Genomic DNA, 13839 nt, shown 5'->3' with positions numbered 1-13839 from the left:
ACGCGACCGCGCTACTCCCGCTATTTCAGACGTGCCTTGAAAGTGACCTGGCCCTCGGCGCCGGCCGCGACCGGCTGCGTCAGGATCCAGCGAAGATTGGTGACGTCGGTGCGCCGCGCCGGGCGGCTGGCGCCGTTGGCGCCCCGCACCGTCAGCGTCTGCAGCGCGCCGAAGGTCTTGCCGCCGTCGACCGACATCTGCACGCCGGCCGTCTCATCGCCGATCAGCTCGACATGCTTCGAGATCGGGTTGCTGATCACCACGTCGGCGGCCGGCTGGCGGCCGCCGTTGCGATAGGTGACGACATAAACGATCCGGTCGCCCGGCGTGATCGCTGCCGCGGGCTTCAGCACGCGCTCGATCGCGCCGTCCTTGCCGGTGACGAACGTCTCGGAGAAAATCCGTGTGGTCACGGCGACCGCCTGCGCCCACGCGCCGGACGCTGCCATCGTCGCGGCCATCGCCGCAGCCATGATCTTCATCTTCATACGCCGGTTACCCATCACTGATTGATCCTGACCTGGAAGCGCAGCGTCTGCGGCGTGCCCGCCTTCAGCTCGCCGAGGTTGACGTCGATGCTGGTGTTGCCCGCCCGGCCCGCGTCGGCGTCCGACGCATCGGTCAATGGCGTGAAGCTGCCGGTGCCGACCTGCAGCGCCATGCTGTTCTGCGAATAGGTGGTGCCCGCCGGGATCGCGTCGCTGATGATCGCGTTGGTCACCGACCCCGATGCGATGCTCGCGACGATCGTGTAGGTGATCGTCGCGGTCGGGATCGGGTTGGTGCCGCCATTCGGGTCGGTCACGCGCTGCGATTTGACCAGCGTCGGGAAATTGACCGCGGCAATCACGCCGTTGATGCCGCTGCCGCGCGCACCGGTGGCGCCGACGACCGCATCGACATTGTCGCCGTTCGGGTTGGTGAAGATGGTGCCCGGGCCGCCGGTGCCGCTGGTCGGCGTCTTGTCGAGCGTGCGCGCCCGCGCTTCCAGCTGGACGTTGCCGAGGTCGGCGTTGTTCGCGGTCGCCGGGATGTCGCACAGCGCAAACACCAGCAACGTGCCGTCGGCGGCGAGCACCGGATCGTTGGTGCCGGCGACATACAACGTATCGCTGGCCGCCTCGAAGGTGCCGCTGTTGTTGGTGTCGAAGAACAGGCGGTTGCAGACAGGGTCGAAATTGTCGCCGGCAACGTCGGTCTTCAGCGTCAGCGCGAAAGCTTCGCTGCCGTTGCCGTTGTTGGTGATGAGGAACGGCACGGGCCGCTCGGTATCGCCGGGGAGGCCGACGGGCTTGTCGCCGCTGCCGGGCGTCACCACGACGTCGAGGATCTCGTCGACGCGCACCACCGTGTTGTTGGAAAAGGTGGTGATCGGGTTGTCGCCTTCGCGATAGGTGACCGTCGCCTGGTTGTTGATGAGCGTGCCCGCGGGCGTACCTTTGGCGATGGCGGGCGCGGCGCCGAGGGCGCACGTCAGGCCCCCCGCGACCCAGACGGCCAGCATCATGCGGCGTACCGCTATGGCTGTGCTACGTCGAAACACCCCCGCAACCCCCTTTTACGGCCCAACCGGACCTGGTTTCGCTACGCCCGCTACGCACGAACCGCGGTAACCCAGAGCTGTTGATTGCAGGATCCCCATCCCGCAGCCCCCCGCCGGACTACCGTTAAATCACTTAAAGCAAGTGCAGTACCAATTGGACAAAACTCCAATATTTCTAAGGCCATCGCTGGGTAGAGCCCTGGGGACTGTCCCATATCTGTAAAATCGACCGACACTCCGTATCGGAGCACAGCAGACGCCGTGTGTTAACCATGATATTGCGCAGCCGGAACGGGCTGCGGCACAATCGTCGCAGCCAGCCGTTTGCGAGAAACATGGACCCCCCAGCTCCTCACCCCGAACAGCGAATCGATCCAGCGGATGCGCCGCAAGCCGTCGCGGCGATCGCCGAATTGGTCGACGAGGCAGAGGCCGTCTCCTACCGGCGAGACAGACTGTTGTCATGGTTGGTTTTTGTCGCAGGGGCGGGGCTGTTCCTGGCGCTGCCCTTCGCGCTGCGCGCCGGCGCCATCTTCTTCATGCCGGTGATGGTGGCGATCGTCATCACGCTGATGCTTGCGCCGGCGCAGGACTGGATGGAACGGCACAAGCTGCCGCCGGGCCTGAGCGCGCTGATCGTGCTCATGGCGTTCCTGTTCGTCGCCAACGTCACGCTGGTCGCGATCGTCCTGCCGGCGACGCAATGGGTACAGTTGCTGCCATCGCGCCTGCCGCAGGTGCGTGAGAACCTCGCGCCGATCCTCGAGGCCTTCGCCTCGCTCGAACGGCTGATGGAGCAGATTTCGGGCGTGCTCACCTCGAAGGCCGCGCCGCACCAGGCCGAAGTCGTGGTAAACACGCCCAATTCGGCGTTCGAGCTGCTAACCGGATCGGCGCCGGCCGCGCTCGTCCAGCTGATGTTCGCGATCCTGCTCGTCTACTTCCTGCTCGCCGCCTACACCCGGATGCGTGAGCGGACGATCCGCAACCGGTCGTCGCTGTCGGGCTCGCTGCGCGTGGCGCGGCTGATCCGCGACATCGTGCAGAACACCGCTTCCTACCTGCTCACCATCACCATGATAAATGTGTCGATGGGGGCGGTGGTGGCGTTTGCGATGTGGATGCTCGGCATGCCGACGCCGCTAATGTGGGGCGGATTCGCGGCGCTGCTCAACTTCGTGCCCTATCTCGGGCCGGTGATCGCCAGCGGGCTGATCGCATTTGGCGGGCTGCTCGCGTTCAACGATCCGTGGACCGCGCTGATGCCGGCCGCGGTATTCATCCTGATCCACACGCTCGAGGCCAACGTGGTCACGCCCTCGCTGGTCGGCAAGCGGCTGGAGATCAATCCGCTCGCCATCCTGATCTCGCTGAGCTTCTGGGGCTGGGTGTGGGGGACGGTCGGCGCGCTGATCGCCGTGCCGCTGCTCATCATGTTCAAGGTGATCCTCGACCGCGTCGGCAGCCCGGATATTCTCGGCTTCCTGTTCGACGAGACGACGCTGGCCGAGCCGCATCACGACGACCGCTAGCGATTCTGGGGCGAAAAACCTTTCAGCCCTGTGACGAAAAGTCGGCCGGTCGTGCTTGACAGGGGGAGGGGCGGCGAATAGGTACCCGCCACGCTTTTTGCGCGGGTGTAGCTCAGTCGGTTAGAGCGCCGGCCTGTCACGCCGGAGGTCGCGGGTTCGAGCCCCGTCACTCGCGCCACTTTCCATAATCGGAATGGCCGCTTACGAATTCTTCCTGTCAAACAGGACGAACTCGTGCGCGATCGAGAATTCGACCATCCGTTCCCACAGATCGGCGGTCAGTTCGGGCGGCACGCCCTGTGCCTCCGAGGCGGCTTTCACCTTCGCCAGCACATCGGCCTTGCGCCATTCGTCGCGCACTGCGCCACGCTCCGGCTTGATGCGGGCGGCGGCGGCAATATAGCCCAGCCGCTCCGCCATCAGCGTCACCAGCTGCCGGTCGAGCGCGTCGATGCCGGCGCGCACCTCCGCCATCGTCGTGCAGGCGGCCGGCGCGGTCAGTCCGGCGCCCGCCAGCGGCCCGTCTCCATCCAGATGAGCAGCGGCCGCAGCGGTAGTATCCATATGATTCCCAGCACGAGATAGAGGATCGCCTGCACGAGGATCGGCAGGCGGCCGATCGGCCCGGCCAGCGAGGCGACGAGCACCGCATAGGCGGCTAGGCCCGCGATCAGCCCCAGCACCCCGGCGGGCTTGCGAAAAGTCGGCTTCATGGCGGAGCCTTTAGCCGAGGATGCGGGACGGGGTCACCACCCGATCGAGCGGCACGTCCCACGGATCGGGCGGCAGCGCCTCGACGACCTGCACGTCCCAAGCGATGCCGAGGGTCAGGATGGGCTTGCGCGCCGCAAGGCCGGCGAGCGCGCGATCATAGTGTCCCTTGCCCTGGCCGACGCGATTGCCGGCAAGGTCGGCGGCGACCAATGGCACCAGCAGCACGTCGGGCTCGACGATTTCGGCGTCGGCGGTCGGCTGCGCAATGCGGAACGGGCCGTCCTCGCGTGCGGTGCCGGCGCGGCGGAAGGTCATCGGATCTTCGCGCGCGGCGAACCAGGGCAGGGCGTAGCGGTCACCAAGTGCGGTCCCGAGCGCGGAGACGTCGATTTCGTCGCCATAGGCGCTGTAGCCCGCGACGATGCCGGTGTCGGGGATCAGTGCCAGCAGCCGCTCGGCCAATGCCGCCAGCAGCGCCTCGCGCTCGCTCGCGGGCAGCGCCGCGACGAACGCCGCGCGGCGGCGGCGCATCTCGCGGCGGAACGCCGGCTTATCCATGGAAAAAGGTGGGACCGCCTGGGCCGTTTGCCGGAATATCCTCTGACGCCAGTAACGTCAGGTGGGCACCGTGTGCGTCGGACCAGGATCCGGGCAGGGACAGCACCCTAGGATGTCGATATCGCCTCAGGGATGTTCGCTTTGCTCGCACCCGGCAGTCCCGCCCCTTATCTAGGGTGTGCCGGCCTCGGCCTCAAGGCTCGCCGCCAGCTTTTCCAGCCGTTCGGCCACCTTGTTGATCGCATCGCTCACCCGCGCGTCCGCGGCGGCCTGCGCGCCGCCCGGCGTTTCGCGCAGATCGAACAGCTCGTCGGTGACGAGAATGCCCGCCATCAGCAGCAGCCGCGGCTCGCTCATCTGGCCCAGGCTGACCTCGAGCTCGCCCGCCTTGTCGGCCAGATGGCAGGCAAGGCGCGTCAGCCGCATTTCCTCGCCATCGCGGCAGGCAAGGCCATAGGAGCGTCCGCCGATGGTCACGTTGATCTGGCCCATTAGCGGCCGTCCGCCGCGGCGATGAGGCGGTCGATGCCATCGAGCGCGGTCTTCACCTCGGCCTGCAGCCGCTGGTGACGCGCTTCGAGCTCGGCGCTGGCGGGGGCCTGGCGCAGGCGATGCGCGGCGGCCTCGACGCGCGCAAATGCGCGCTCGAGACGTTCCAGCGCAGCGTTCGCGCTCGTGTCCTCGGCCATGCCACCCCTAAAAATCAAGGCGTTGGAGGGCGACGGTAAGAGCGAATATCGAGTCGCGTCAATCAGACTCTTGAGAGGGGCCGGCGCTTCGGTTGACGGGGTGTAGGTCGCTGGCCATTGTGCGCGCGCTCGCGCTCCCCGAGTCGCCGAGCCCATCGCTGTTCCTCCAGCAAAAAGGTACCCGGCCGATCATGACCGTTCCGCACGATTCGATGGCGAACGCCATCCGCGCGTTGTCGATGGATGCGGTGGAACGGGCGAAATCGGGGCATCCCGGCATGCCGATGGGCATGGCCGACGTGGCGACGGTGCTGTTCACCAAGTATCTGAAGTTCGATCCGTCGCGCCCCGATTGGGCTGACCGCGACCGCTTCGTGCTGTCGGCCGGCCACGGCTCGATGCTGATCTACTCGCTGCTGCACCTGACCGGCTATGCGCGGCCGACGCTGGAAGATTTGAAGAACTTCCGCCAGTTGCACAGCCCGACTGCCGGTCACCCTGAGAATTTCGAGCTGGCGGGCGTCGAGGTCACCACCGGCCCGCTGGGGCAGGGCCTCGCCATGGCGGTCGGCCTCGCGATTGCCGAGCGCCACCTGAACGCCAATTTTGGCGACGATCTCGTCGACCATGCCACTTGGGTGATCGCCGGCGACGGCGACCTGATGGAAGGCGTCAACCACGAGGCGGCGGGCCTCGCCGGCCACCTCGCGCTCGGGCGCCTCAACGTCCTGTGGGACGACAACAAAATCTCGATCGATGGGCCGACCGACCTGTCGACCTCGGAAGACATCGCCAAGCGCTACGAGGCCTATGGCTGGCATGTCGTCGCCTGCGACGGCCACAAGCCGGCGGAGATCGCGAAAGCCATCGAGGCGGCGCAGGCCGATCCGCGCCCGTCGCTGATCGCCTGCCGCACCATCATCGGTTACGGCGCGCCGAAGAAGCAGGGCACGTCGGCCACCCACGGCTCGCCGCTCGGCGCCGAGGAGATCGCGGGTACGCGCACCGCGCTGAACTGGGCGCATGAGCCGTTCGTGGTGCCCGACGATGTGCGCGACGCCTGGCTGGAAGCGGGCGACCGCGGCAAGTCGGTGTCGGCCGAATGGGACAAGCGTCTCGCGGCTTCCGCCGACCGCGCCGAGTTCGAGCGCCGCATGAAGGGCGAGCTGCCCGCCGGCGCCGACCTCAAGGACTATATCGCCGGCCTGATCGCCAATCCGCAGACTGTCGCGACGCGCAAGGCGTCGGAAATGGCGCTGGAGGCGATCAACGCCGCGCTCGCCGAGACGATCGGCGGCTCGGCCGACCTCACCGGCTCGAACAACACCAAAACCAAGGCGCAGCAGCCGCTTACGCGCGACAATTACGGCGGCCGCTACATTTATTACGGCATCCGCGAGTTTGGCATGGCCGCCGCGATGAACGGGATGGCGCTGCATGGCGGCGTCATTCCCTATGGCGGCACCTTCCTTGTTTTCTCCGACTATTCGCGCCCGGCGATCCGCCTCGGCGCGCTGCAGCGGGCGCGTGCGATCCATGTCATGACGCATGACTCGATCGGTCTCGGCGAGGACGGCCCGACGCACCAGCCGGTCGAGCATCTGCTGTCGCTGCGCGCGATCCCGAACCTGCTGACCTTCCGCCCGGCCGACACCGTCGAGACGGCGGAATGCTGGGCGCTGGCGCTGGCGCAGGCCGACGGCCCGTCGCTGCTGGCGCTGTCGCGGCAGAACTTGCCGCAGGTCCGCACCGAGGCGTCGGACGAGAATCTCTCGGCGAAAGGCGCCTACCGGCTGGTGTCGGCGCGCGCCGAGCGCAAGGTGGTGTTCGTCGCGACTGGCTCCGAGGTTCACATCGCGCACAGCGCGGCCGAGCCGCTGGAGCTGGAGGGCGTCGGCTGCGACGTCGTCTCGATGCCCTGCTGGTCGCTGTTCGACGCGCAGCCGGCCGAGTATCGCGCCGATCTCCTTCCCGAGGATGCGCTGATCGTCTCGGTGGAGGCGGGCGTGACGATGGGCTGGGACCGCTACACGATGGTGCGGGGCCTGCGTATCGGCATCGACAGTTTCGGCGCTTCGGCGCCGATCGAGGATCTTTATCGGCACTTCGGCCTGACGCCCGACGCGATCGTGGCGAAGGTCAAGGCCAGACTGAGCGAGGAGCGCTAGACATGACGGTTCGGGTTTCGATCAACGGTTTCGGGCGCATCGGCCGCCTTGTCATGCGCGCGCTGCTCGAAAATCCGCGCGGCGACATCGAAGTGGTCGGCATCAACGATCTCGGCGACGCCAAGTCGAACGCGATGCTGTTCAAGCGCGACAGCGTGCACGGCCGCTTCAACGGCGAAGTTTCGGCCGACGGCAACGACATGATCGTCAACGGCAAGCGCATCCGCGTCACCGCCGAGCGCGACCCGGCGAAGCTGCCGTGGGCTGAACTCGGCGTCGACATCGCGCTGGAGTGCACCGGCTTCTTCACCGACCGCGACAGCGCGCAGAAGCATCTCGATGCCGGCGCCAAGAAGGTGCTGATCTCGGCCCCCGCGAAGGGCGTCGACCTGACCGTCGTCTACGGCGTCAACCACGAGAAGCTGACCGCCGACATGAAGATCGTGTCGAACGCGTCCTGCACGACGAACTGCCTCGCGCCGGTCGCCAAGGTGCTGAACGACGCCTTCGGCATCGAGCGCGGCTTCTGCACGACGATCCACGCCTACACCAACGACCAGAAGATCCTTGACCAGATCCACCCGGACATGCGCCGCGCGCGCGCCGCGGCGATGTCGATGATCCCGACGACGACCGGCGCGGCCCGCGCCGTCGGCGAGGTGCTCCCGGAGCTGAAGGGCAAGCTCGACGGTTCGGCGATCCGCGTGCCGACCCCCAACGTCAGCCTCGTCGATCTGGTGTTCGACGCCGGCCGCACGACCAGCAAGGAAGAGGTCAACGCGGTGCTGAAGGCGGCGTCGCAGTCGGGCCCGCTTGCGGGCGTTCTCGACTACAGCGAGGAGCCTTTGGTCTCGATCGACTATAACCACTGCCCGGCCTCGTCGACGATCGACAGCCTCGAGACCACCGTCATGGACGGCAAGCTCGTCCGCGTCGTGTCGTGGTACGACAACGAGTGGGGTTTCTCGAACCGCATGACCGACACCGCACTCGCCATGGCGAAGCTCGGCTAAGGTCATGGCTTTCCGGACGCTCGACGACATTGGCGAGGTGCGCGGCAAGCGAATCCTCGTCCGCGCCGACCTCAACGTGCCGATGCAGAATGGCGCGGTGTCCGATGACACCCGCCTCCGCGCCGCCATGCCGACGATCGCCGAACTGGCGGACAAGGGCGCGGTGGTGCTGGTGCTGTCGCACTTCGGGCGTCCGAAAGGCGGGCGCGACCCGTCGATGTCGTTGAAGCCCGCTGCCGACGCGCTCGGTGGCGTGCTCGGGCGTCCGGTGACGCTGATCGACGATTGCCAGGGCGCCGAGGCCGAGGCCGACGTGAAGGCGTTGCAGCCGGGGCAGGTGGCGGTGCTCGAAAACACCCGCTTCCATGCCGGCGAGGAAAAGAACGATCCGGCGCTGGTCGAGGCGATGGCCAAGCTCGGCGACCTCTACGTCAACGACGCCTTTTCGGCCGCGCACCGCGCACACGCTTCCACAGAAGGGTTGGCCCACAAGCTGCCGGCGTTCGCGGGCCGGTCGATGCAGGCGGAGTTGGAGGCGCTGCAGAAGGCGCTTGGCGAGCCCGAACGCCCGGTCGCGGCGGTGGTCGGCGGCGCCAAGGTGTCGTCGAAGCTCGACGTGCTCACCAACCTCGTCGCCAGGGTCGATCACCTTATCATCGGCGGCGGCATGGCCAACACCTTCCTCGCCGCGCGCGGCGTCGACGTCGGCAAGTCGCTGTGCGAGCATGACCTGAAGGACACTGCGCTCGGCATCCTCGACAAGGCCGATGCCGCGGGTTGCACCGTGCATCTGCCCTACGATGTGGTCGTGGCGAAGGAGTTCAAGGCCAACGCCGCGAACCGCACCGTCAACGTGCATGAGGTCGCCGCCGACGAGATGATCCTCGATGTCGGCCCCGCCGCCGTCGAGGCGCTGGGCGATGCGCTGAAGAACTGCCGCACGCTGGTCTGGAACGGCCCGATGGGTGCGTTCGAGATGACGCCGTTCGATACCGCCACCGTCGCGCTGGCAAAGATCGCCGCGGCGCTGACCGAGGCGGGGCAGCTGGTCTCGGTGGCGGGCGGTGGCGACACCGTCGCGGCGCTCAACCATGCCGGCGTCGCCGACAAGTTCAGCTTCGTCTCGACCGCGGGCGGTGCCTTCCTCGAATGGATGGAAGGCAAGGCCCTCCCGGGCGTGGAGGCGCTTCAGCGGTGACGGCGCAGGTCGGCCATCTCTTCGAGACGCCGGTCATCGTCGATACCCTGGCTGACGCCGCCGCGCTCAACGCCGAGCTGGCTGCCATCGCGCGCCGCCGCCGCGAGGCGCATCCCGGCGTCGCCAAGTCCAACTGGAACGGCTGGCAGTCGACGCCCGACATGCTCGGTTGGGGCGGCGAGGCGGCGGCGACGCTTGCGCGCCATTTCATCGCGCTGTGTCAGCAATATACTTGGCAGCCGCACCCCGAGGACGAATCGTTTCGCTGGTTCGTCGACATGTGGGCGAACATCTCGCCGCCGCGCGCCGCCAATGAATCGCATTGCCACCCCGGCGCGGTCTGGTCGGCGGTCTATTATGTAGATGACGGCTATGCCGGCTCGACCGATCCGGCGCTCGGCGGCGAGCTGGTGCTCTACGATCCGCGCATGCCGATGACGCGCATGTTGCCGCTCGATCTTCGCTATCGCGGTCCCGACGGCAAGGTGGCGCAGAGCCAGATGGCGATGCGCGCGTCGGCGGGCCGGCTCGTCATGTTCCCGCCGTGGCTGATGCACGCGGTGCGGCCCTATTTCGGTGAGGGGGAGCGCATCTCCATCGCCATGAACGCCAACGCCGTCCGCGAGGGCGTGCGATAGCCAAACGCGGTTGACGCCGAACGCCGGGGCTGGTTTTGCCTCCGGTGCAATCACGAACCAACAGAGGAAAAGCCCGATGAGCGCGATGACCAAGGCCGAGATGGAAGCGAAGATGAAGGCGGGCAAGGGCTTCATCGCGGCGCTGGACCAGAGCGGCGGGTCGACGCCCAAGGCTTTGAAGGGCTACGGCGTCGAAGAAGGCGCCTGGTCGACCGACGAGGAGATGTTCGGCCTGATCCACGATATGCGCTCGCGCATCATCATCTCGCCGGCGTTCAGCGGCGACAAGGTGATCGGCGCCATCCTGTTCGAGCGCACGATGGACGGCCAGGTCGGCGGCCAGCCGACCCCGCAGGCGCTGCAGGCGCGCGGCGTCGTGCCGTTCATCAAGATCGACAAGGGCCTCGAGGATGAGGCGAACGGCGTCCAGCTGATGAAGCCGAACCCCGGCCTCGATACGCTGCTCCACCGCGCCCGCGACCTCGGCGTCTACGGCACCAAGGAGCGTTCGGTCATCAACCTCGCCAACCGCGCCGGCATTGCCGCCGTCGTGAAGCAGCAGTTCGAGGTCGGCCAGCAAGTGCTCGCCGCCGGGCTGATGCCGATCATCGAGCCGGAAGTGAACATCAAGAGCGCCGAGCGCGCCGAGGCCGACCAGATCCTGCTCGAGGAGCTGGTGAAGGCGCTCGACGCGATGACCGGCGACGACAAGGTCATGCTGAAGCTATCGATCCCGGCGAAGGCCGGCTTGTTCGACCCGCTGGTCGACCATCCGCGCGTGCTGCGCGTCGTGGCGCTGTCGGGCGGCTTCGCGCGGCCCGAGGCCTGCGCCGAGCTGGCGAAGAACCGCGGCATGATCGCCAGCTTCTCGCGCGCGCTCCTCGAAGACCTGCGCCACCAGATGAGCGACGACGAATTCAACGCCTCGCTCGGCGGCGCGATCGACGAGATCTACACCGCCTCGACGGTCAAGAACTAAGCGGCGCCAAGGAAAAGGGGGGCAGGGCGCCGTGGACGAGGATGATTTCGATCCCGAGTTCGGCTCGCGTTTCGAGCGCGAGCGGCGGCCTGCCTGCCAGCTCTACCTGATTTCGCCGCCGCGCTTCGATCCGGGCTTTCCGGAAAAGCTGAAGGCGGCACTCGACGGTGGTGAGGTCGCCGCGTTCCAGTTGCGGCTGAAGGATGTCGAGGATTTCGAGGTGATCCGCGCCGGCGAGGTGCTCAAACCCATCCTCGCCGCCTATGATGTCGCGCTGATCGTCAATGACCGCGCCGATCTCGCCGCGCAGCTCGGCGCTGACGGCGTGCATCTGGGGCAGGGCGACGGCAGCGTCGAGGCGGCGCGCAAGCTGCTCGGCAAGGAGGCGCAGATCGGCGTCACCTGCCACGACAGCCGCCACCTCGCGATGGACGCGGCCGAAGCCGGTGCCAACTATGTCGCCTTCGGCGCCTTCTTCCCGACGACCACCAAGGAAACCACGCACCGCCCCGACCCGTCGATCCTGGGCTGGTGGACGACCTTGTCGCCGCTGCCCTGCGTCGCCATCGGCGGCATAACCGCCGCCAACGCCGCGCCGCTGGTGGCGGCCGGCGCCGACTTCCTCGCGGTGTCGAACGCCGTCTGGGGCCATGCGCAGGGTCCTGGCGGCGCGGTCGCCGAGTTCGGCAAGCTGCTTTCCGTCTAGGCGGCGATCTCGTCGAACAGCGTCAGCGGGGCGGGCGCATCGAGCGGCCAACGGCCCAGTTCGCGGTGGATGGTCCGACCGACGAGACTTTCGATGAGCACGAACTGCGTCGCCTGCCACGAAATCGGCCGTGTCGGCGTGATGAACGGCTCGCCCTTGCGGTAAGCGAGCGTCACATGTGGCCCAAAGCTCCAGCCGCGCCGCATCGGCACGCCCGCCCGGCGCATCCCCGCGGCCAATTGGCGGTGCAGCTCGCTCAACCCTTGGATGGCTTGGGCGGGACGGAGCGCGATCGACCGATGGCTGCCCCGGCGACGGTCGAGCGTCAGCTCGAACGCTTCGGCGAACACGAAGCCGCCTGCGTGCTGCAGCGCAGGCGCCAGCCCCTCCGGCACCCTTTCGAAATCGTCGGTGATCGCCAAAGTCATGTGCAGCCGTTCGGGCAGCATCTTGTCGGGGAAGTCGGGCGCCAGCGCATGCAGCCGCCGCGCGATATCGGGCGGCGGCGTCAGGGCGAACAGGAAGCGATGACTGTCTGCGGGCATGACCGACTCACATAATGTTCGCTATATGTTCTCATGAGGTGGCAGCGGCACGCAAGCCGGCGCTTCGGATGACCGGGCTTGTTCCGATATGCCCCCCTCTGCTAGAGCCCGCCCACTTTTCCGAACAAGGGTCATCCCATGAAGATCAGCGGCGTGGACATCCGTCCCGGCAACATCATCGAGTATGAAGGCGGCCTGTGGCGCGCCGTGAAGATCCAGCATACGCAGCCCGGCAAGGGCGGCGCCTATATGCAGGTCGAGCTCAAGAACGTGATGGACGGCCGCAAGACCAACGTCCGCTTCCGCTCGTCGGAGACCGTCGAGCGCGTGCGCCTCGACACCAAGGATTTCCAGTTCCTGTTCGCCGAGGGCGACCAGCTGACGTTCATGGACAAGGAAAACTACGACCAGGTCCAGCTGCCGCGCGACCTGCTCGGCGACGCCGCCGAGTTCCTGCAGGACGGCATGGACGTGCTCATGGAAACCTATGAGGACAAGCCGATCTCGGTGCAGCTGCCCGACCAGGTCGAGGCGACCATCGTCGAGGCCGACGCCGTGGTGAAGGGGCAGACCGCCTCCTCGTCGTACAAGCCCGCAGTGCTCGACAACGGCGTGCGCATCCTCGTGCCGCCGCACATCGCCAGTGGCACGCGCATCGTCGTCGACGTGTATGAGCGCGAATACGTCCGCCGCGCCGATTGATTTGAGTTTCCCCCTCCCAGTAGCGGGAGGGGGCGTAGGATAGCAGACACATGCCCTCGCATTCCGCGCTGATCACCGTGATGGAGAAGGCCGCGCGCAAGGCCGCGCCGCGCCTTCGCCGCGACTTCAACGAAGTCGCGCAGCTTCAGGTATCGCGCAAAGGCCCGTCCGACTTCGTGTCGAACGCCGACCATGCCGCCGAGAATACCATCATGGAGGTGCTGCGCCAGGCGCGGCCCGATTTCGGCCTGCTGATGGAAGAGGGCGGCGAGGTCATGGGCGGCGAGGGCGGCTCGCGCTGGATCGTCGATCCGCTCGACGGCACCAGCAACTTCCTGCACGGCATCCCGCATTTCGCGATCTCGATCGCGGTCGAGGAGCGCGGCGAGATTACCGCCGGCCTCGTCTACCAGCCGCTGACCGATGAAAGCTTCTGGGCCGAGCGGAACAGCGGCGCGTGGCTGCAGAACCAGCGCCTGCGCGTCTCCGCGCGGCGCGACCTCGACGACTGCCTGATCGCCACCGGCATCCCGTTCCAGGGGCATGGCGACTATGCGGAGCAGGCCGCGATCATGGAAGCGGTGAGCCCGAAGATCGCCGGCATCCGCCGCTTCGGCTCGGCCGCGCTCGACCTCGCCTGGGTCGCCGCCGGCCGCTACGACGGCTATTGGGAAGCCGACCTCCACCCGTGGGACTGGGCGGCGGGCCTGCTGCTGGTCAAGGAAGCCGGCGGCTTCGTCTCCGACTTCCGCGGCGGTCAGCGCATGCTGGAGCGCGGCGAGGTGGTCGCCGGTAACAGCGATGTGCATTCAAAGCTGCACAAGCTGGTGGCGGGGGCGGTTCGCGGGCGCTAG

Annotated in this window: 17 protein-coding genes, 1 tRNA gene and 1 other RNA gene; 10 read left to right on the top strand and 9 right to left on the bottom strand. The window is 67.3% G+C overall.

Annotated features, from left to right (window positions below):
- Nucleotides 1-20: 20 nt before the first annotated feature.
- Both ACFOMD_RS15300 and ACFOMD_RS15295 read right to left on the bottom strand, forming a co-directional pair.
- Nucleotides 21-503, bottom strand: a complete 483-nt coding sequence (locus tag ACFOMD_RS15300) for a hypothetical protein (protein WP_380862908.1) — start codon at nucleotides 501-503, stop codon at nucleotides 21-23.
- Nucleotides 503-1507 carry a hypothetical protein gene (locus tag ACFOMD_RS15295; RefSeq protein WP_380862906.1) on the bottom strand — a complete coding sequence of 335 codons (1005 nt, stop codon included), beginning with the start codon at nucleotides 1505-1507 and terminating at the stop codon, nucleotides 503-505. Before ACFOMD_RS15295 ends, ACFOMD_RS15300 begins: the two co-directional genes overlap by 1 nt.
- Nucleotides 1508-2001: 494 nt before the next feature.
- Between ACFOMD_RS15295 and ACFOMD_RS15290 the strand changes: the two genes are divergently transcribed.
- Both ACFOMD_RS15290 and ACFOMD_RS15285 read left to right on the top strand, forming a co-directional pair.
- Entirely contained in the window at nucleotides 2002-3075 is a 1074-nt protein-coding gene (locus ACFOMD_RS15290) for an AI-2E family transporter (protein ID WP_380862904.1), read from the top strand.
- Between the two features lie 101 nt (nucleotides 3076-3176).
- A tRNA-Asp gene (locus ACFOMD_RS15285) sits at nucleotides 3177-3253 on the top strand.
- 23 nt (nucleotides 3254-3276) lie between these two features.
- Here the strand turns inward: ACFOMD_RS15285 and ACFOMD_RS15280 are convergent.
- The 6 genes from ACFOMD_RS15280 to ACFOMD_RS15255 all read right to left on the bottom strand — a co-directional run bounded on the left by ACFOMD_RS15280 (nucleotide 3277) and on the right by ACFOMD_RS15255 (nucleotide 5036).
- A complete protein-coding gene (locus tag ACFOMD_RS15280) occupies nucleotides 3277-3549 on the bottom strand; it encodes a chorismate mutase (protein ID WP_380863468.1) in 273 nt (90 codons plus the stop codon).
- 23 nt (nucleotides 3550-3572) lie between these two features.
- Nucleotides 3573-3788 (bottom strand): DUF2842 domain-containing protein, encoded by a 216-nt coding sequence (locus ACFOMD_RS15275; RefSeq protein ID WP_380862902.1) that lies wholly within the window; start codon nucleotides 3786-3788, stop codon nucleotides 3573-3575.
- Nucleotides 3789-3798: 10 nt separating this feature from the next.
- Entirely contained in the window at nucleotides 3799-4347 is a 549-nt protein-coding gene (locus ACFOMD_RS15270; protein ID WP_380862900.1) for a 5-formyltetrahydrofolate cyclo-ligase, read from the bottom strand.
- Between the two features lie 7 nt (nucleotides 4348-4354).
- Nucleotides 4355-4511, bottom strand: a non-coding RNA gene (gene ssrS, locus ACFOMD_RS15265) — 6S RNA.
- Between the two features lie 7 nt (nucleotides 4512-4518).
- The gene (locus tag ACFOMD_RS15260; protein ID WP_380862898.1) at nucleotides 4519-4839 is read right to left on the bottom strand and encodes a cell division protein ZapA; all 321 of its coding nucleotides are present in this window, start codon (nucleotides 4837-4839) and stop codon (nucleotides 4519-4521) included.
- Nucleotides 4839-5036: a hypothetical protein gene (locus ACFOMD_RS15255; RefSeq protein WP_380862896.1), complete on the bottom strand. Its 198-nt coding sequence runs from the start codon at nucleotides 5034-5036 to the stop codon at nucleotides 4839-4841. The genes ACFOMD_RS15260 and ACFOMD_RS15255 overlap by 1 nt, the downstream gene beginning before the upstream one ends.
- 191 nt (nucleotides 5037-5227) lie before the next feature.
- On the opposite strand from ACFOMD_RS15255, the gene tkt reads away from it, so the two are divergent.
- The 6 genes from tkt to thiE all read left to right on the top strand — a co-directional run bounded on the left by tkt (nucleotide 5228) and on the right by thiE (nucleotide 11738).
- Complete coding sequence (gene tkt, locus ACFOMD_RS15250) at nucleotides 5228-7204, top strand: transketolase (RefSeq protein ID WP_380862894.1); 1977 nt, start codon at nucleotides 5228-5230, stop codon at nucleotides 7202-7204.
- 2 nt (nucleotides 7205-7206) lie between these two features.
- Complete coding sequence (gene gap, locus ACFOMD_RS15245) at nucleotides 7207-8217, top strand: type I glyceraldehyde-3-phosphate dehydrogenase (RefSeq protein WP_380862892.1); 1011 nt, start codon at nucleotides 7207-7209, stop codon at nucleotides 8215-8217.
- 4 nt (nucleotides 8218-8221) lie between these two features.
- Nucleotides 8222-9415 carry a phosphoglycerate kinase gene (locus ACFOMD_RS15240; protein WP_380862890.1) on the top strand — a complete coding sequence of 398 codons (1194 nt, stop codon included), beginning with the start codon at nucleotides 8222-8224 and terminating at the stop codon, nucleotides 9413-9415.
- Complete coding sequence (locus tag ACFOMD_RS15235) at nucleotides 9412-10053, top strand: TIGR02466 family protein (protein WP_380862888.1); 642 nt, start codon at nucleotides 9412-9414, stop codon at nucleotides 10051-10053. Before ACFOMD_RS15240 ends, ACFOMD_RS15235 begins: the two co-directional genes overlap by 4 nt.
- Nucleotides 10054-10138: 85 nt before the next feature.
- Nucleotides 10139-11032: a fructose bisphosphate aldolase gene (locus ACFOMD_RS15230; protein ID WP_380863466.1), complete on the top strand. Its 894-nt coding sequence runs from the start codon at nucleotides 10139-10141 to the stop codon at nucleotides 11030-11032.
- A gap of 31 nt (nucleotides 11033-11063) precedes the next feature.
- Nucleotides 11064-11738 (top strand): thiamine phosphate synthase, encoded by a 675-nt coding sequence (thiE, locus tag ACFOMD_RS15225; RefSeq protein ID WP_380862886.1) that lies wholly within the window; start codon nucleotides 11064-11066, stop codon nucleotides 11736-11738.
- Here thiE and ACFOMD_RS15220 read toward each other — a convergent pair.
- A complete protein-coding gene (locus ACFOMD_RS15220) occupies nucleotides 11735-12283 on the bottom strand; it encodes a 2'-5' RNA ligase family protein (protein WP_380862884.1) in 549 nt (182 codons plus the stop codon). The two genes, thiE and ACFOMD_RS15220, sit on opposite strands and share 4 nt — an antisense overlap.
- Before the next feature lie 138 nt (nucleotides 12284-12421).
- Here ACFOMD_RS15220 and efp point away from each other — a divergent pair, with 138 nt between their 5' ends.
- On the top strand, nucleotides 12422-12985 hold the full coding sequence (efp, locus tag ACFOMD_RS15215) for an elongation factor P (RefSeq protein ID WP_380862882.1): 564 nt from the start codon (nucleotides 12422-12424) through the stop codon (nucleotides 12983-12985).
- A gap of 50 nt (nucleotides 12986-13035) precedes the next feature.
- Complete coding sequence (locus ACFOMD_RS15210) at nucleotides 13036-13839, top strand: inositol monophosphatase family protein (protein WP_380862880.1); 804 nt, start codon at nucleotides 13036-13038, stop codon at nucleotides 13837-13839.

The organism is Sphingoaurantiacus capsulatus (genome assembly GCF_042648405.1).
GTDB classification, from domain to species: Bacteria; Pseudomonadota; Alphaproteobacteria; order Sphingomonadales; family Sphingomonadaceae; genus Sphingoaurantiacus; species Sphingoaurantiacus capsulatus.
The sequence above is the reverse complement of the archived record's forward strand: the minus strand, read 5'-3'. Positions and strand labels throughout refer to the sequence as shown.